At 41.5% G+C, this 18,595-nt stretch carries 13 protein-coding genes; 6 read left to right on the top strand and 7 right to left on the bottom strand.

The features are described 5' to 3' along the window. Positions 1–64: 64 nt before the first annotated feature. Positions 65–2,080: a primary-amine oxidase gene (locus tag BV375_RS23345; RefSeq protein WP_086764840.1), complete on the top strand. Its 2,016-nt coding sequence runs from the start codon at positions 65–67 to the stop codon at positions 2,078–2,080. Here BV375_RS23345 and BV375_RS23340 read toward each other — a convergent pair. After that, the gene (locus BV375_RS23340; RefSeq protein ID WP_086764838.1) at positions 2,070–2,795 is read right to left on the bottom strand and encodes a Uma2 family endonuclease; all 726 of its coding nucleotides are present in this window, start codon (positions 2,793–2,795) and stop codon (positions 2,070–2,072) included. The two genes, BV375_RS23345 and BV375_RS23340, sit on opposite strands and share 11 nt — an antisense overlap. Before the next feature lie 389 nt (positions 2,796–3,184). On the opposite strand from BV375_RS23340, the gene bchB reads away from it, so the two are divergent. After that, positions 3,185–4,711 carry a ferredoxin:protochlorophyllide reductase (ATP-dependent) subunit B gene (gene bchB, locus BV375_RS23335; RefSeq protein ID WP_086764835.1) on the top strand — a complete coding sequence of 509 codons (1,527 nt, stop codon included), beginning with the start codon at positions 3,185–3,187 and terminating at the stop codon, positions 4,709–4,711. A 327-nt stretch (positions 4,712–5,038) separates the two neighbouring features. Here the strand turns inward: bchB and BV375_RS23330 are convergent, their stop codons facing one another. Further along, a complete protein-coding gene (locus BV375_RS23330) occupies positions 5,039–5,614 on the bottom strand; it encodes a Uma2 family endonuclease (protein WP_086764833.1) in 576 nt (191 codons plus the stop codon). 381 nt (positions 5,615–5,995) lie between these two features. Here BV375_RS23330 and BV375_RS23325 point away from each other — a divergent pair, with 381 nt between their 5' ends. Next, a complete protein-coding gene (locus BV375_RS23325; protein WP_086764830.1) occupies positions 5,996–7,684 on the top strand; it encodes a glycosyltransferase family 39 protein in 1,689 nt (562 codons plus the stop codon). 122 nt (positions 7,685–7,806) lie between these two features. Next, positions 7,807–9,339, top strand: a complete 1,533-nt coding sequence (locus tag BV375_RS23320) for a glycosyltransferase family 39 protein (RefSeq protein ID WP_086764827.1) — start codon at positions 7,807–7,809, stop codon at positions 9,337–9,339. A 55-nt stretch (positions 9,340–9,394) separates the two neighbouring features. Here the strand turns inward: BV375_RS23320 and BV375_RS23315 are convergent, their stop codons facing one another. The 5 genes from BV375_RS23315 to topA form a co-directional block, all read right to left on the bottom strand. After that, positions 9,395–12,184 (bottom strand): HD family phosphohydrolase, encoded by a 2,790-nt coding sequence (locus BV375_RS23315; protein ID WP_086764824.1) that lies wholly within the window; start codon positions 12,182–12,184, stop codon positions 9,395–9,397. Between the two features lie 263 nt (positions 12,185–12,447). Then, positions 12,448–13,476, bottom strand: a complete 1,029-nt coding sequence (locus tag BV375_RS23310) for an ADP-ribosylglycohydrolase family protein (RefSeq protein ID WP_086764822.1) — start codon at positions 13,474–13,476, stop codon at positions 12,448–12,450. Between the two features lie 57 nt (positions 13,477–13,533). Next, on the bottom strand, positions 13,534–13,992 hold the full coding sequence (gene aroQ / locus BV375_RS23305; protein WP_243714020.1) for a type II 3-dehydroquinate dehydratase: 459 nt from the start codon (positions 13,990–13,992) through the stop codon (positions 13,534–13,536). Between the two features lie 10 nt (positions 13,993–14,002). Then, on the bottom strand, positions 14,003–14,140 hold the full coding sequence (locus tag BV375_RS37115) for a hypothetical protein (protein ID WP_015140586.1): 138 nt from the start codon (positions 14,138–14,140) through the stop codon (positions 14,003–14,005). A 467-nt stretch (positions 14,141–14,607) separates the two neighbouring features. Continuing rightward, a complete protein-coding gene (topA, locus tag BV375_RS23300; RefSeq protein WP_086764820.1) occupies positions 14,608–17,283 on the bottom strand; it encodes a type I DNA topoisomerase in 2,676 nt (891 codons plus the stop codon). A gap of 470 nt (positions 17,284–17,753) precedes the next feature. Between topA and BV375_RS23295 the strand changes: the two genes are divergently transcribed. After that, positions 17,754–18,047: a hypothetical protein gene (locus tag BV375_RS23295; RefSeq protein WP_086764817.1), complete on the top strand. Its 294-nt coding sequence runs from the start codon at positions 17,754–17,756 to the stop codon at positions 18,045–18,047. After that, complete coding sequence (locus tag BV375_RS23290; RefSeq protein WP_086764814.1) at positions 18,034–18,561, top strand: hypothetical protein; 528 nt, start codon at positions 18,034–18,036, stop codon at positions 18,559–18,561. The genes BV375_RS23295 and BV375_RS23290 overlap by 14 nt, the downstream gene beginning before the upstream one ends. Positions 18,562–18,595: the final 34 nt, after the last annotated feature.

The following is an 18,595-nucleotide window of genomic DNA, read 5'->3' as shown; positions in this document are numbered from 1 at the left end:
TATTCGGTTTATCAATACAAGCTGGGAATATAGATAACTATACATTCGTGTAAATATCTAAAGAATGATTAAGAGGCTACGGTTCTTTAGTTTAGCTATTGCCATTGTTATTTTCATTGTTGGCGCTCTAGGTTTTCGAGAAATGTTATCTGCACAACAGCCTGCAATTTCCCATCCTCTGACTGCGTTAACATCAACAGAAATTAAAACGGCTGTTGCAGTGGTTAACAAAGAGAAAAATCTCAGTGAAAAAGCTGTATTTCCCTTAATAACTCTGCAAGAACCAGATAAAAAAGAAGTTCTCAATTTTACCCCAGGGAAAACTTTTCAGCGCCAAGCTTTCTTGGTAGTGTATGAGCGCTCGCAAAATAAAACCTATGAAGGTATTGTTGACCTCAAAACCAAAACCTTAAGTTCTTGGAAACAGATACCCAATGCCCAACCTGCAATTATTAATCCAGAATACGATCTAGCAGCGCAGGTAGTTAGATCAAATTCCCAATGGCAAGCAGCAATGCAAAAACGGGGAATTACAGATTTTGATCGAGTTAAAATTAATTGCTGGGCACCAGGAATTTTAAGTAATCAGGAAGTTGCCGCAGGTCAACGTCTTTGTCGAGCATTATCTTACTACAAAGGCAATAATTGGAACTATTTTGGCAGTCCGATTGAAGGTGTGGTAGCTACAGTCAATTTAAACACAGCTAAACTCGACAGTTTTATAGACAACGGGGTAGTACCTTTCTCCAAACAAAACTGGAACTATGATGTGCAATCTTTGGGTAACTTACTATCTCCGCCCAAATTATTAAAGATTCTGCAACCTCAAGGTGTAAGTTTCCGAATTCGAGGTAATGCAATTAGCTGGCAAGGTTGGAATTTTCGCTATCTTATGCATCCCCGCAGTGGGTTAGTTGTTTACCAAGTAACTTATGACGACGGGGAAAATATTCGACCAGTGCTATACCGCGCCAGCCTATCGGAAATGGTAGTACCTTATGGCGATCCTGACCCTACCTGGGCTTTTAGAAATGCTTTTGATGTGGGCGAATATAACTTTGGTTCCCTCGCTACCTCAATGGAGTTAGGTAAGGAAATTCCCGAAAACGGCTTGTTGTTGAACGCTGTCATGGCTAATGAACAGGGAGAACCCTATGAAATGCCAGGGGTGATTGGCATCTACGAACGAGATAATGGGATGCTGTGGAAGCACTACGAATACAACACCCAGAAAAATTATGTCCGTCGCAGTCGAGAACTAGTCATGACGATGACAGCGGCAATTGATAATTATGATTACAGCCTCAATTGGATTTTTCATCAAGATGGCAGTGTAGAAATTCAGAACGATTTAACGGGAATTGTTCTAGTACAGGGAACATCTGCGGAAAAACAGTCTGAGGATAATTCCTACGGTCGGCTGATAGCAAAGAATATTTTTGGCGTGAATCATCAACACTTTTTCAACTATCGCCTAGATATGGATGTAGATGGTCAAGCTAATTCTGTCATGGAAATGAATGTTAAAGCCTTGCCAATGGATGAGAAAAATCCTCTAGGAAATGCGATCGCAGTTACAGATACTCCACTGACAACAGAAACCGCTGCTGTCCGTGATTTAGATATGAAACACAGCCGCGAATGGATGATTGTCAATGAAAATCGCAAAAATACTCTAGGAACTGCTCCAGGTTATATGCTAATGCCAGGAGGCAATTCTGTATTTTTCCCTGTAAAGGAAGCGCAGATCAGCCAAAAAGCTGGCTTTGCTACACACAATGTATGGGTAACAAAATATCAACCAGATGAACTCTACGCTGGGGGAGATTATCCTAACCAAACTCAACCTGGGCAAGGTTTACCTAAATATATTGCCAACAATGAGCCTTTAACGGGTGAAGATATCGTACTGTGGTACACAATGGGCGTTACACATATTCCCCGACCAGAAGATTGGCCTGTGATGCCAACACACCGAGTTGGGTTTAAGTTAGTTCCCAGAGCCTTCTTTAGCCGCAATCCTGCTATTAATTTACCTGAGCCAATACCTGTGCACAAGCGATCGCTTATTACTCACTAGGTAGATTATCAGGGTCAATGCCGAGCGATCGTAGGTACTGCGCTAATTGTTCAGCACGTTGTCGTTCTTGTTCAGCGCGTTGTCGTTCTTGCTGTGCTTGTTCTTCTGGAGTCAAATAGCGATCGCCTTGTTTGTCATACCATGACAATAATTCTTGGGGAATGCCAGCAACTATACCCTGGTATCTGCCAATACCTAAACCTATTTCGCTCATCCAATAGGGTTCACCTATCTGCAATTGATACTCACCATTCACCAATTTGTACACTTCAAACGGTTGATGTTGGTCGCGTCGCCAAAATTCTGGATTATAAATCACATAGTACAACACGCCCAGTTTGGTGTAGATATCCATCTTTTCATCATATTCACCCCCTGGCGTGTGCGATACCATTTCTAATGTGAGGATGGGAACTACGCCGTTTTCTTCCCAAACTGCGTAACTTTTGCGTGATTTACCACCTTTTTTTCGTTCAACTCCCACACTCAAAAACGCATCTGGCACTACAGGCACTCTGGGATTGATTCCTGTAGTGTGATACACTCCCATGTCTACCCCAAAGTACCAATCCATCCGTGTAGCCCAGATCGAGTTAAGTAAAAACAGGAGAATATTGGGCAACAAATTTTGGTCTTCGTTATCCACGGGCGTATCGTCACTACAAGGCAATTCGTCTGTGCTTGGTAACGCATTTTTGAGATCCTTTGACAGCATAGTCTTTATCTCACGGGCGTTCAGTTTTTTAATTATAGGCTAGAGGCGCTAGGAGACCTGATATCGCTGGTGATTGAGCTAATTCTTTGACGCGATTTCCAGATCCCCAACTTCTTTAAGGAAACTTTGCTGAAAATAAAGATTTATGTCACTTAAACAACACTGTGTTGTTTAAATTAAGAGCTACATCCCAAGTAGTCAACAGGTTTGAGCGTAGAGGCTCTTAGCGGCTTGTCGCCAGACATCGCACTAGACTAGAAACTTAACAATTTCCCCATTTTATAGGGGCTACAAGTTTTGAGACAATCAGACAACGATGAGAAAACAAGCAATCATAGTCCACTCATATTGGACTCTGTATTATTTGAGTTTATAAGGGAGAACACCTGATGAAATTGGCTTACTGGATGTATGCAGGACCAGCCCACATAGGTACACTGCGAATCGCCAGTTCTTTTAAGAATGTCCATGCCATCATGCACGCCCCACTTGGCGATGACTACTTTAACGTCATGCGCTCTATGCTATCAAGGGAAAGGAACTTCACTCCGGTAACAACCAGTGTTGTCGATCGCAACGTTTTAGCACGTGGCTCCCAGGAGAAGGTGGTAGATAACATTACCCGCAAAGATGCTGAAGAACACCCAGATTTGATTGTGTTAACTCCCACCTGTACTTCTAGTATTTTGCAAGAAGACTTGCACAACTTTGTAGAACGGGCACAACTGGAAGCCAAAGGAGATGTCATCCTAGCGGATGTCAACCACTACCGCTACAACGAACTGCAAGCAGCCGATCGCACTTTGCAACAAATAGTGCAATATTACATTGAGAAAGCCCGCAAAAAAGGCGAACTAGCAGAAGGCAAAACCGCAAAACCTTCGGTTAACATCATCGGTATTTCTACTCTAGGTTTCCATCATCAGCACGACTGCACCGAACTGAAAAAGCTGATGGGTGACTTGGGAATTGAAGTAAACACCGTGATTCCGGAAGGCGCTTCTGTTAACGAATTGAAGAAGATGCCGCAAGCTTGGTTTAACCTAGTACCTTATCGGGAACTCGGTTTAACAACAGCTCGTTATCTAGAAGAACAATTCGGCACCCCCTACGTAGACATTACCCCAATGGGGGTTGTAGAAACTGCTCGCTGTATCCGCAAAATTCAGCAAGTAATTAACGCCCAAGGCGCTGATGTAGAATACGAAGACTTCATCAACGAACAAACGCTGCATGTATCTCAAGCTGCTTGGTTCTCTCGTTCCATTGACTGTCAAAACTTGACTGGGAAGAAAGCTGTGGTATTTGGTGACAACACCCACGCCGCCGCACTCACCAAAATTTTGTCACGAGAAATGGGAATTCACGTAGTTTGGGCTGGAACTTACTGCAAATATGATGCAGACTGGTTCCGCGAACAAGTGAGCGAGTATTGCGATGAAGTATTAATTACTGACGATCATGGTGCAATTGGGGATGCGATCGCCCGCGTCGAACCCTCAGCCATCTTCGGTACGCAAATGGAACGTCACGTTGGTAAGCGCTTGGATATCCCTTGCGGCGTAATTGCTGCACCCATCCACGTACAAAACTTCCCCATTGGTTACAAACCATTCTTGGGTTACGAAGGTACAAATCAGATTACAGATTTAATCTACAACTCCTTTACTTTAGGAATGGAAGATCATCTCTTAGAAATCTTCGGTGGACACGACACCAAGGAAGTAATTACTAAGGGAATTTCTGCTGATTCTGACCTTAGCTGGACAAAAGATGGTCAAGCAGAATTGAACAAAATTCCGGGATTTGTCCGCGGTAAAGTCAAACGCAACACCGAGAAATTTGCTCGCGATCGCGGTTTTAAGGAAATCAACGCTGAAGTCTTGTACGCTGCGAAGGAAGCGGTCGGAGCGTAGTTTAAAAGTTGGCAATTAGAAAAATTTGGGGGCATTCTTTGCGGATACCCTTTAAATGTAGCTCCCATTGGAGGGTATTTATTCTAATATGACATGAGCATCAATTCACATCCTCACAACTTCCTCAAATTTAGTTGCTAAGAATACATTACTAGAAAAACAAAGACAAAAACTACCCCGACCATTGCGCCGGGGTTTCTTAATTGTAGGTATTTATATAGCCCAATTTAATTGGGAAGATAAAGATAGATTTTTTTACCTTCGCAGTCGCACGCAACATTAATCGCACTGCGTTGAGATAGTTAAATTCTAGTATAATTACCGTTATTAGTTTAAAATCTGGGCTAAATCCAGCACAAACCCTGGTAGTACATCCTCTCCTGACAAGCTAGTAGGGGATTGTAAAACCTCAACTTCCCGTCCGAGACGATAAATTTCTACCTGTTGGTTTTGGGGGTCAATCAGCCAACCTAAGCGCACACCATTGGCAATATACTCCTGCATTTTGCGTCGCAGTGTCTCTAGGCTATCTGTAGCCGAGCGTAATTCTGCCACAAAATCCGGAGCCATTGGTAAGAATTTAGCTGGATCTGGGTTCAGGGCTATTAATCGTTCTCGGTTCACCCAAGATGCATCAGGGGAACGATTTGCGCCATTGGGAAGTTTGAAACCTGTGGAAGAGTCAAAAGTTAGCCCTGTACCATCAGCGTCAGCCCAAAACTCTAACCGGGCTGTTAATTTTGAATTCCGATTTCCGCTTTCCCATCCTGTTGGTGGCATAATAATTAGTTCTCCCTCAGCCGTCCGCTCAAGACGCAAATCTCGATTATTTTGACAGATTTGGAAGAACTGCTCATCTGTTAGCTCGATAGTAGGGTGTAGGTTGAGAATTAAGGCAGTCATGTTAGGCTCTCAATCTTGCTAAGTGTAGCCTAACATTACATCTTATAGGTTAGGCGCAAGGTCGTAAAACCTATTTATTAAAGAGGCGATCGCCTACGTAACTACTTACTCACCACGGGAATACTGTGGTTTCAAGAAGCGGTTAATTTGATTTTGGCTGGTGTGCGATTGCAAGATTACCAGTAATTTTTATCTAAATTAATCTAGCTATAAGGTAAGCATATTTGCTTCACCTTGTTTTTTGCTGCGATCGCTACTCATGACTCGAAATAAGGCAAAATGACTTTAGCTGTCTTTGAAAGATTTTAATATTTCACGCTTATCTTTTTCTACGTATAGTTGCAAATCGTCAATAAAATCTCAATATATTGCTATAGATAGATGACAACAAAGCGCAGACTTTATCTACATTATCTATGTTTAGCTGGGGCGATTATACTGGGTGCAAGCTTGCGCTTTTGGAATTTAGGTTTAAAACCCTTATGGACGGATGAAGTAATCACTGCTATTTTCAGCTTGGGTAACAATTATAATAATTTACCTTTAAATGTGCTGTTTCCTCTTGAGCGTGTACCGGAAATTTTTACATTCAACCCAGGTATAACTTATGCTCAAATTGCAAACAATCTTGCTACCCAATCTACCCATCCACCACTATTTTTTTGCGGGATGTATAGTTGGCTGGAAGGGATAAATCCCTCATGCCAAGCTTGTGTGAAAGAATTGCGATTATTGCCAGCTTTGTTTGGTGTAGGTGCGATCGCGGCAATTTATGCTGTCAATAATATTGCCTTTTCCTCTACTGCTGGAATAGTAGGAGCATTGCTCATGGCTGTTTCCCCCTTTGCTGTTTACCTTTCCCAAGAAGCAAGGCACTATACCATACCAATGTTTCTAATAACTTTAGCTTTATTGGGGCTAATGCAAATTCAGCAGGATATATTTCAGAAAAAAACTATCAGAATTTGGGTTTTGGTATTATGGGTACTTGTTAATATTATCGGACTTTATGTACACTATTTTTTCGTTTTAGCTTTTATTGCTGAAATTCTCACACTACTTGTGCTGATGTACTGGGGCAAGACAAAGGTAGTTAACAAACGTAAAATTTGGTTAATCCTAATTCTGTCTACCAGCACAGTTATGATTAGCTTCATGCCTTGGTTGCTGGTAATACTCAGCCATTCTAACTTTTCTCAAACTAATTGGTTACCACCCCCCAGTAATATTGCACCGATATATCAAACTTTGATTAGCTGGGTATTAATGGTAATTGCTCTACCTGTAGAAAACCAACCTCTAGCAATTGCAGCTAGCTATGGCTTTTTGATGGTTATTTTTACTATTTGGGTGGGATGGCAAGCTTACAAAGGTTTAAAACTTCTATATTATCAAAGTAAAACTAATTTAGCTACATTAACGCTGTTAATTTTTACTATTTTTGTCTTATTACAATTTTTTGCGATTGTTTATTTTGTTAGTAAAGACATTACTATTGTTCCCCGCTATCACTTTGTTTATTATCCCAGCTTTTGTGCTCTTGTATCAGCTAGTATTACCAAAAATCAAAAAGCACAATTAATTATTGTATTAGTAGGAATTATCAGTTGTATTTTTGTTGTATATAATCTAGTGTTTCAAAAACCTTTTCACCCTGAGCAAGTAGCCCAAAACATGAATCTAGAAGCTTCTATACCAGTGATGCTTGTGGTGGGTTATAGTGATTATCAAGATATAGCTTTGGGACTAAGTTTTGCTTTGGCATTAGAGCAACTTAGGAACCAATCTGTTTCAGGAGAATACAAAATTACTCACCCCATAGATACATCTAGAAGTGATAGTTTTGCGATTTTATCAAAATCCCCTAATTTATCTGCTTTATGGAACAAGCTTTCCCAACTACCGATACCAGCAACATCTAAGCTAAATTTATGGATAGTTGGACCTGGAATGATCGAGCAAGATTATCCTCAGCAGTTGGCGCTTTCGCAGCAAACTACTTGTACCATAGACCCTTCACATCACTATCGCATAGGCGTTCCTTATCAGCTTTATCAGTGCAGTAATTAGAGGTTTTTGATATTCCATTGCAACTGTAATCAAAACAATTTTTGATAGCAAGTTGTCGTATAATCGCCTAAATGTACATTTGGTTTGTACAACTGGCTATAATTGCATAAACACATGAATATATGAGCGCTAACAAGCTAAAAACATTTTTAGTATTTAATTTCATAATACCCGCTAGTTTTTTTATTTTTGCTATTTACTTTATGCCTATTGAGCAGGTATTTCAATTCGATACAAGTGATGAAGGAATTGAATTGATCAAAGCTACCTTGCACTTAGATGGATTTGCTATGTATACACAGGTTTGGAACGATCAACCACCTCTTTTCACAGTTATTTTAGCGTCCTGGCTTGCTTGGTTTGGCAAATCAATCTATTCTGCACGGCTTTTAACTTTGAGCTTCTCAACAATACTTGTATGGTCTTTCTGCCAGACTCTAAGGATTTATTTAGGGAATTTACCAGCAATTATTGGCACTTTACTGTTAATAATTTCATGCAATTTTCTTAGACTTAGTGTTTCTGTGATGATTGATTTGCCATGTTTGGTAATGGTTATGCTTTCAATATATGCATTGACTTTATATAAACAAATTTTTACTCAAAAATTTTCTAAAATTTTAATTGTTATATCGGGAGCACTTTTTGGAATCTCTTTACAAATAAAATTATTTACAGGTTTTATAGTTCCCTTAATGATATTTGATATATTACAATTTACTGTTAAAAAAAATCCTCAATGTCAAGTAAAGCGGAGTCTATTTTTTGATGCTGTTTTATGGCTCACTGCTTTTTGTAGTGTTTTCATATTAATTGGTATTTTGTGTAACTCTCTTACTTATGAACAATTACTACAATCGCATTTAAATAATAAGGTAAAAACAGCTTTTCAGACAGGAAATAGTCTGAAGTTAACATTTTTATTTCTATTCCAGGATTTCGATTATCTACTTTTAGCGATTTTGGCTATTATAGTTATCTTTCAAAAAAAAGAATGGGAAAAATCTTTTCCGATAATTTGGCTAATAACAGGTTTTATAGTTCTGCTTAATCATCGACCAGTCTGGTATCATCACTACCTTTTACTGTCTATTCCTCTGGCTTGGTTAGCTACTTACGGAGTAACATTATCGTTTAATTTTTTTCAACAGCGGAAATGGTACGCTAAGTTTAAGCCTCGTAATTTTAAAAAAATCACTGTCTCAGATTTAGCAGCAGGATTCGTAATTTTCTTAATTATTGTGACTCCGATTAAGTTAGGAGTAATTATTTTAGAAAATCATGGATATCTAGAGCAAAGTCAGGAGCATATTCAATTCGTTAACATTTTGTTAAAATACAAACCATCTACTAAATGGGTTTTTACAAATTGTCCAATTTATGCTTTTTATTCAGGCTTACCTGTTCCTCCAGAAATTGGAGTTTTATCGCGTAAAAGGATAGAGTCGAACACTATAACACCTGAACAAATTATTGCGGTTTTTGAAACTTATCATCCAGAGCAAGTTTTACTATGTAAATCTCAAACTATTCAGAACTATCTCAATAGTTATCTCAATCAACACTATTTAAATACATATGAAAATCATTTAGGTAATCATTATTTATTAAAAGAAACTGCTTTGAAAGCCTTACCAATGACCAATGACAAATGAAGACCCTTACCATTTATATTTAGTTTTAATTGCGCCAACCTACTTATGAAAATTTTCACCCTTGAGCTATTTTCTCGTTACTAGGCTTTAACTTGGGGTAGGCAATACGTTTGTGATGGAATTGCTGCCAAACTTCCACGAATATTTGGGCAATTTTGGAAACTTCTTCCCGTGTAAGCCCTGAATCTACGAGTTGATTGTCTTGCCATCGAGCACGGAGAATATTATTAACCATTGTCAAAGCTTGTTCAGCCGAAGCATCTTTGAGCGATGACTTCGCCGATGCTTGTAGCGTACGCAGCGCCGCTTCACAGGAATCTGCCAACATGACAATTGCTGTTTCCCGCGACTGGGGAATTGGACCATCGTAGCGAAAATCAGCGTCGTCTACTTTTAAAGTAGGATCTTCCTTAGCCATTTGCTGCGCTTGGTGATGGAAATACGCAATTAGCATCGTTCCTTGATGTTCAGGAATGAAAGCTTGAATCGCTGTTGGTAAAAGGTGTTGCCGTGCCATCACTAAGCCTTCATTGACGTGCTTTTTAATAATCTCTGCACTTTTCCAAGGATCGTTAATTTCTGTGTCATGCTTATTCGGTCCCCCCATTTGGTTTTCAATAAAGCCAAGAGGATCGTGCATTTTGCCAATATCGTGGTAAAGTGTGCCAGCTCTTACTAGTTCCACATCGCATCCTAGTTGTTTGGCAGCAGCTTCCGCCAAGGTGGCGACAAACAGAGTATGCTGAAAGGTTCCTGGTGCTTCTGTAGCCAGTCGCTTTAACAACGGACGGTTAGGATTAGCCAATTCTGCTAACCGGATAGGGGTAACTAAATCAAAAAGTTTTTCTAAGTAAGGACTCAAGCCCAGAGCCACAATACTCCACGCTAAACCAGATAAAGCAAATAACGCCGCTTCTTGGAGGATAAGATACCAAGAAGCTGAACTCCATAGTAGTGAGAGTATTAAGTAAATACCTCCCTGAGTAGAGGCGATCGCCAGTCCTAATAATGCTAATTCTTCACGCGATCGCAGTCGTTTGGCCATATAACTGCCTACTATTCCCCCTGCTGCACCAGCTATCAGGGCAATCTTACTGATTTCCATGCTAATTGGTAATACTAGCAACAGTAACCCGACAACTGTTGCTCCTAAAGCAGGGCCGTAAAAACTACCCAACAATAAACCAATGGCACTCCAGGTGGTATGTAGCACACCCATTGTTACCATTCCAGGCGTACTAAGAGTTAGCAGCAAGATTAACAAGCGATCGCGCTGTCGCAATTGGCTTTTGAGACGGCGTTCGACAATTACAAAAATACCAATTGCTGTAGTGACAATGCCTGTCACCTTGATTAACTCAGGCCAGTTAGTCTCTCGGTAATTTAGTTGATAATGCTCCAGTACCTCAAAATTCCACGGGGTAATCTTCTGTCCCTTAGTGACAATTACCTCATTCTGCTGTATGTCAATCATTACTGGTGCAACCCCAGCAGCAGCCTTTCTTGCCTGTTGTTGGGTTTTTTCTTCATCTTTCTTCAGATTCGGTTGCAGCACAGCCAACAAAAGTTTGATTGCCAAAGGTTGAGCTGCTTGTGGTTCTAATGTCTGCACTTGCAAGCTCACTGTATCCTTTAAGGCATTTACTGGTAGTCCGTATGGGATACCTTGGGTGAGAATTCGCTCTGAAATCTGGCGGATTGATGTTTGTGTTTTTGCCCAGTCTTTATCTTCCAGATCCAAGAGGATATTTTCTTGATTGATTGCTGCCGATGTTTTAGCCTCTGGCTGTAACAGTTTTTTCCTGGCTAGTTCGTATTTTTGCCTTGCTTGCAAGATTTGGGCGATCAGTAAAGAAAATTGTTGTTCAGAATTTCTGATTCTGTAAGTTTCCAGTTCAGCCACTGCTTGAATAAAGTCGATTTTTAGCGAATCATTAACTGGTTTTGTATTCTCAAGAAGGAGCTTGAGCGAAACTTTCCCAGGCTGCGGAGTAGGTGTAAGGATGTCTTCCCTACTTCGAGGAGGAGAACTAGGCTTGGGAGATGTGGCTTGTGACTGGCTTGTGGATGATTCTAAGGACGAGGAGAACTGTTTGCTTGCTTTTTGTCCAATAGTGGAACTGCTTTTCTGATTTGGCAGCAACAATCCTATCGGTTGTTTTCTAGTTTTTTCTAAAGCTAGTAATATATTTTTCCATTCTGCTTCAGTACAAGTGCGGAGATAACGCTGGCTAGCTATAGGTAAGTCTAAACTGTCAACAAAAGGGAAAGGCCCTGCTATAGCGCGAATTTTATCACTCTCATCTAAAAGTTGTTGCAAATTATGGTCGATTTGTTCATTGATTTGCATATCGACCATTAACATTGGCAGAGAATTGTTACTGGCGGCTTTGCGTTGGGCTGCTGTTTTTTGGCGATCTTCAATCTTGGTTGTACGCGGGGCTTTAATGGTTTGGGGTGCCACAGTTCCCACTTTCAGCTTAGGCTGATTGTAAAACTTATAGCCGATAACTCCTGTTAGGGATACGACTGCGATCGCCAAAATCACTGAAGAACGATTTTCATGCACCCAGCGTAAACCAATCGTATCCATCAGCTGCTCACGGTTAACCGATTTTGCGATTGATCTGAGTACTATTCCTGATTTTTGAGTACTTTCATTAGTTGTTGATACATACATGAGTATGTTGTTGACCACAGTTCTTGGGAGCTCTCCAAGGCGACTGTGGTTATTTTGATCGTTTACTACCCTCAGCAATTTTCCTTTGCGACACAGTACTTTGTACTGTCGCCGCCATTGAGTTAATTGGTGGGTTAAAGACTTAAAAAATCGCTGATGTTTCATTACCTCTGCCTACAGTTGCTTACTTTGATACCTCAAAACAAGACAAACCTAGGGGAAGTCCAAGCAGGAGCAACCGAAGCCGCTCAGAACTTCGGAGGTGGGGTGACTTGCGGCCGATTTGCCACAATACCTACCTACAGAGTCAGGTTAAGAGTTTCTTTGGAAATTGTAGTATAAAGAACTACTTAATTTTATATTTTTTGACTGCTTGCTAGGATTGAATGTTGATATTGTGCCTACAATGCTGCTCAGTAGAAATAGCATTAACGTGATCGGATAACGCGAGGAGCTGCGTAGACGCATAGAGGAGGGTGCGCATTGCTCTGATTTTCAGAGTTATCGCGATTGTCTTGGCGAATGGCATCGCCTAAAAATAGCGATGCTTCTTCATCAGGTATAAAATCTCCCACTGTTCTTAGCTGGCCCGAATGTTGGGCATGATTATACAATCCTGACCATACAGCCACAAGTGCATCAGCTAATTCCACCATTTGAGAAAAATTCTTCAGTTCCCATGCTGCCGAATTTGCTTGCGAGTATAAGATCTGCCAACCTACGGGAATACCCGCATTGCTATTATAGGCTCCAGATAAAGCACCAGTAATTGCACTTATACTATGTAAGTGTAAATGCCAATAATCTTGCCGCCACACATCGCCATATTGAGTAGATCGCAAAACTGCCAAGCGGTAGTCTTCCAAGGTACTGAGAAAGCAGTAAAACGCCATAGCAATAGCACTACTTAGCTTGTCTTCTTTACTCAACTCGACTTGCACCCTTTCTAATCCTGCTCCCCGATCTAACAAAGTATTAACTTTTAATAACTGTTGTGGTAGAGATGTTGGTGTTTCACCGATAAAGGCGATTGTCTCTGGAATCAGGGTACGGGGGTGGAGTTTTTCCGTAAGGGTTTGAGCGATCGCATACCCTACTGCTAATGTTCCATCACGTACCACTGGGTCATCCTCCCAGATTTTTAACACACGTAGCAAGTTTTGTCGCAATTTAAATGTATTTTCATGAAAAAAAAGTGCTACTGGTAATGTAGCCAGTATCACTTTCAACGAAATGCTATCAGTTATAGCTAAATTAGCAGATGCTTGTTGCTGACGCGCTCGCCAATCATCTAAATCTAATCTGCCAAGTGCGATTAAGCTTTCAGTACCTAGAATCGCTATCCGATCGATGTCACAGCGGTTCTGAAATTCTTTCGCACTACTAAAGGCTAAACTTTCCCCAACTAATGCCCCTAGTAAAGTACCGCGAAAACGACTAACAACAGAGTAGCGCATGATCTCAAAAAGTAAAAAGTCCAAAGAAATTTCTCTTACCTCTTTACTTTTAACGCTTTAATCCCTTAAATGATGCACTAACGCTTGTAAGCCCAATACGTAACTCTGTACCCCAAAGCCACTAATTTGCCCAATAGCTATGGGCGCTATGTAAGAATGATGGCGGAATTCTTCTCGACGGTATATGTTACTTAAATGTACTTCTACTGTGGGTAAGCTCACACCCGCGATCGCATCCCGCAAAGCTACACTTGTATGCGTGTAAGCCCCAGCATTAATCAAAATTCCCTGGTGTTTCCCTAAGGCTTGATGAATAGTATCAACCAAAACTCCTTCATGATTTGACTGCACGGGAAAAACTTTCGCCTGTAGTTTAAGTCCTTCTGCTTCTAACAGATGATTAATTTCTGCCAGTGTGAACGAACCGTAAATCCCCGGTTCTCGCTGTCCTAGCAAATTCAGGTTTGGCCCGTGCAACACCAAAATACTTAAAGGCTGCAACGTCAAGTCCGGCACTTTCTAGCTCTTAACGACGACGCGAACGCTCATTTACAGGAATCGGAATCAGTTCCGGTTCCGGCTCAGCCTCTGGCCCTAGTAGGGCTTCAATCAGCTTCCGCGCCAATTCTTTAAGCTTTTCCAGTACCTTTTCTATATAGTCCATTGAACTGACTGCTCCTGAGATACTACCTCAATTTTGATTAACAGCTACGCAGAAACTGGCGTACTATCGCACCTCTAGCTTGTGTTCGGCCTGATCGCACTTCCGAATTTCGGAGAGCATCCACCTTAGCAAATTTTGTGTTGTGATCTGCCTTACTTCTTAGATTATCATATTCGTAAACTACAAGACGTGCATTCCCCCAAGTTAGTTATTATTAGTGTCAACTTATATAAGTATTTGGGAGGATTTTTCAATTTGGCTGGGGACTCAACCCCTTTGACTTCCTAATACCAACTTTTATGAATAGACTTTGCGATCGCTTTGAATAATGAGTGGTAAGTCGTCAGTGGCATAGAAACAACTGACGCAAATAGTCCTGAGTACCGAGTAAGATTTCCATTTAGAACTCAGCACTCAGTACTCACTATTCCTGAAAACTATACACAACACAGGAAAATGGTCTTTAATTAATCGTCTGCATTATTTTTTTTAGTAGCGGTTGTCGAAGCCTTAGAAGTTGATTTAGAGGTTGACTTGGAAGTTGACTTAGATTTAGAAGTTGTAGACTTACTCGATTTGCGAGTGGATTTTGCTGACGATGCTTTACTAGCTAACAATTTTAATGCCGTATCCAACGTTATAGCTTCCACAGATTCGCCTTCTGGAATACTGACATTAGTTTTACCGTTCTTAATGTAAGGCCCGTAGGGACCATCATAGATATTGACTGGTGTACCGTCTTCTGGATGAGTACCCAATTCTCGCAAAGCCGCTTTAGACTTGCTATTGGTGGAACTGCGTCCCTTTTTTGGTTCTGACAACAACTCTAATGCACGTTCTAAAGAAACTGTCAAGACATTATCAGTAGCTTTGAGGGAGCGGTAGTCTTTCCCCTCTTTACCTTGGTCATGAGCAATATAAGGACCAAAGCGCCCCAAACTAGCTTGAATTTTTCCCCCAGTCACTGGATGAACTCCTAATGTGCGGGGTAATGCTAAAAGACCAACAGCAATATCAAGGGTGACGTTTTCTGGCGTTACACCTTTGGGTAAGGAAGCTTGCTTGGGTTTGGGATTTTCGTCCGTCTTGTCACCTAATTGCACGTAGGGACCGTAGGCACCAATTTTCACATAGATTGGTTCGCCAGTGTCGGGATGGCGACCGAGTTGGTCAGGTCCGGAGGTTTTTTGCCGTAATATTACCTCTACCTGTTTGGGGTCGAGATCTGCTGGCGTCAGGTCTTTAGGAATCGAAGCGGTGACAACTCCTTCACCATTTTCCATTTCGATAAAAGGACCATATTTACCAATGCGGACTTTGACTGCTAAATTTTCTAGTTCTACCGTCCTGGCTTTGTTGGCATCAATTTGATTTTCTCGTTCCTTGACTAAGGTTTCTAGACCTTTGTCTCCTAGATAAAATTCCCGCAAGTAGGGTAGCCAATTAGCTTCACCTGTGGCGATATCATCCAGGGTTTGCTCCATTTTGGAGGTAAAGCTGGGATCGACCACATCAGGAAAATGTTTTTCTAGAAGGGCAGTGACTGCAAAAGCAGTGAAGGTAGGGATAAGGGCGTTATTGACTAACTGCGCATAACCTTTATCGATGATTGTGCCAATAATACTGGCGTAGGTACTAGGACGACCAATACCTTCACTTTCTAAAGTTTTTACTAAGGTAGCTTCGGTGTACCTAGCTGGCGGTTGAGTTTCGTGAGCGATCGCTTCCAATTCTTTACAATCTGGATGATCTCCTACTTTCAAACTCGGCAAAATTACTTCCTGGTCTTCTAATGCAGCTTCAGGATCGTCGGAACCTTCAACATAGGCTCGGAGATAGCCAGGAAAGTCAATCCGCTTGCCTGAAGCACGGAACCCAGCATCTTCTACTTGCAACTGCACGGTAATTTGGGTTTGGCGGGAGTCAGCCATTTGGCAAGCGACGGTGCGCTTCCAAATTAAGTCGTAGACAGCCAGTTCCCGACCGCTTAAACCAGTTTCTTGGGGCGTGCGAAAAGTGCTACCCGCCGGGCGAATCGCCTCGTGTGCTTCTTGTGCGCCTTTGGATTTGGTGGTATATTGCCTCGGTTGCGGGCTGAGATATTGTTTGCCGTAAAGTTGTTCTACACAGCTACGAGCAGCTGCGATCGCCTGATCTGACAAATGCACCGAATCTGTCCGCATATAGGTAATATATCCTTGCTCGTACAAATTCTGGGCAATCCGCATCGTGTCTCGGGCTGAGAGGCGCAGTTTCCGGTTAGATTCTTGTTGCAGCGTTGAGGTTGTAAACGGTGGCGCTGGTTTACGCGTCACTGGGCGTTCTTCTACTTCTGAAACATTCCAGGTTTTACCTGTGAGGCGTTCCTTGAGTGCAACTGCATCTGCTTCTGTCAGCAAAACGACATTGCGACCAGCCGCGATTTGTCCGGTGGCTGGGTCAAAATCGCTGCCATTGGCTATTTTGGTTCCTCCCAAGGTCACTAACTGGGCAGTAAATGGGGCTTTTTGCTGTTCTAAATAAGCCTTTAAATCCCAGTAAGTACCCTCATGGAAGGCGCGACGCTGACGTTCCTTGGTAACCAAAAGCCTCACGGCTACAGATTGTACGCGCCCAGCAGATAGCCCCCAGGCAATCTTCTTCCAGAGTAGAGGAGACAGGGTATAGCCCACCAATCGATCCAAAATCCGTCGCGTTTCTTGGGCGCGAACTAACTGCTCATCGATATTACGGCAGTTTTTCAAAGCCTTTTTGATGGCGTCTTGGGTAATTTCGTGAAACACCATCCGCTTTGTCGGTACTTTCGGCTTGAGCAACTGGTATAAATGCCAACTAATGCTCTCACCTTCCCGGTCTTCGTCAGTTGCCAGAATCAACTCATCAGCCTCTTTGAGAGCATCTTTGAGCTGGGTGACAACTTTCTTTTTGTCTTTCGGGACAACATACACCGGTTCAAAGTCGGCGTCTACATTTACCCCCAACTGCGCCCATTTTTCTGCTTTGACAGCGGTGGGAATTTCGCTAGCCGACTGGGGTAGGTCACGTACATGACCCATCGACGCTTCCACCCGATAGCCTGATGGTAGGTAGTTGCGAATGGTACGAGCTTTGGTCGGAGATTCGACGATGACGAGAGTTGACATGGAAATTTCAAAAAAAAGAATAGCTGTTAAGCTAAACAGGCAAATTTAGATGATTTCGGCGAGATGTCAAAATAAAACGTCGCGCTTATGAGATGTGAGTTTATCTTCACACAAACTGCCTATGAGGATAAAAATCCGCTACAGTTTTGGCACAGTCCTTTCCAGATAATAAGGTAGGAAAACGCCAGGTGTGAATTTCCAGCTATTTCAATCTTTAACTTATCTCAGCAAAATTGGCGACTACAGTTTTCAAAATACCCCCCAAGTGTAATATAGCGATACCTCCTGTAATTTCAAGTGAAGCGGCAGTTGAGCAAAAGAGGGAATATAAGGCAGCCAAGGACAATTATTAGCCCTTTAATCCTCCTCATGCTCCTGATCTTCCTATTCCCAAGAAGGTTGTGCCAAAATTTAATCAAACTTGAGGTGAGAGCGAAGTAACTTTTGTACCTATCGCTGGAGGCAAAATAATGCAAGCAATTCGTCAAGGTGATGTAATTCTACAACCTGTAGCACAAGTCGAGGGCAAAAAGATACTTCACTTGACTTTGGCAGAAGGGGAAGTAACCGGACATAAGCATCGGATTACTGAGGGTAAGGCGGAATTATACTCAAAGGATAGTACGCTCTTTCTACGTATTTTTTCTGAGACTGCTTTGCTGACGCATGAGGAGCATAAAGCGATCGCTATTCCCCAAGGTCATTGGATGGTGAAAATCCAAAGAGAATACGAGCCTGAAGGTTGGCGCTATGTTGCTGATTGAAAAGTTAACGCCCCAACAAGAAGCTTTAATTCCAGTTTATCGGGAAAAGTGGCAAAAGATTGCACTTTCAACTGAAAGAATTGATCGTAAGAAAGCTGCGGAAGCAGTAAAAGCAGCCTATATAGCAATTGGTAAGAATGCGCCTAACATTATTTTTTATGAAAGTCCTTATGTAGCTCTAAAATCTATTATCTCTGACAAGCTGGATTACTTGAAGCAGCAATTAAATAACAAAGTTGCTAGCCAAGTAAATAATTCACCAATTAGTAAACTAAAAAGTGTGCAACGGGAGTTGCTAGAAAAGCCACTAGAGCAATTGGGAAGGCAAACTTCGTTCTTTACTGATTTGAGTTGTTCAATATATTCTCAAGTTTTTCAGAATATCAAATTCGATGAAGACCTATACGATGAACTGGTGTATAGTAAATTAAATAACAATTTTTCAGACATTTTAGGTTTTAGGCTAAATTGGGTACTGGAAGAATACATCAAAATCAGAAATGTTGAATGCTGATACAAAACTTTACATATTTAGGTACACTAAGTTT

Source organism: Nostoc sp. 106C (genome assembly GCF_002154725.1).
In the GTDB taxonomy this organism is placed as follows: domain Bacteria; phylum Cyanobacteriota; class Cyanobacteriia; order Cyanobacteriales; family Nostocaceae; genus Aulosira.
This window is presented reverse-complemented; position numbering and strand designations above follow the sequence as displayed.

Bases quoted from the DNA above. Each gene is read 5' to 3' on its own strand.
- BV375_RS23345 (WP_086764840.1), top strand. From the start codon at position 65: ATGATTAAGAGGCTACGGTTCTTTAGTTTAGCTATTGCCATTGTTATT.
- BV375_RS23340 (WP_086764838.1), bottom strand. From the start codon at position 2,795: ATGCTGTCAAAGGATCTCAAAAATGCGTTACCAAGCACAGACGAATTG.
- bchB (WP_086764835.1), top strand. From the start codon at position 3,185: ATGAAATTGGCTTACTGGATGTATGCAGGACCAGCCCACATAGGTACA.
- BV375_RS23330 (WP_086764833.1), bottom strand. From the start codon at position 5,614: ATGACTGCCTTAATTCTCAACCTACACCCTACTATCGAGCTAACAGAT.
- BV375_RS23325 (WP_086764830.1), top strand. From the start codon at position 5,996: ATGACAACAAAGCGCAGACTTTATCTACATTATCTATGTTTAGCTGGG.
- BV375_RS23320 (WP_086764827.1), top strand. From the start codon at position 7,807: ATGAGCGCTAACAAGCTAAAAACATTTTTAGTATTTAATTTCATAATA.
- BV375_RS23315 (WP_086764824.1), bottom strand. From the start codon at position 12,184: ATGAAACATCAGCGATTTTTTAAGTCTTTAACCCACCAATTAACTCAA.
- BV375_RS23310 (WP_086764822.1), bottom strand. From the start codon at position 13,476: ATGCGCTACTCTGTTGTTAGTCGTTTTCGCGGTACTTTACTAGGGGCA.
- BV375_RS37115 (WP_015140586.1), bottom strand. From the start codon at position 14,140: ATGGACTATATAGAAAAGGTACTGGAAAAGCTTAAAGAATTGGCGCGG.
- topA (WP_086764820.1), bottom strand. From the start codon at position 17,283: ATGTCAACTCTCGTCATCGTCGAATCTCCGACCAAAGCTCGTACCATT.
- BV375_RS23295 (WP_086764817.1), top strand. From the start codon at position 17,754: ATGCAAGCAATTCGTCAAGGTGATGTAATTCTACAACCTGTAGCACAA.
- BV375_RS23290 (WP_086764814.1), top strand. From the start codon at position 18,034: ATGTTGCTGATTGAAAAGTTAACGCCCCAACAAGAAGCTTTAATTCCA.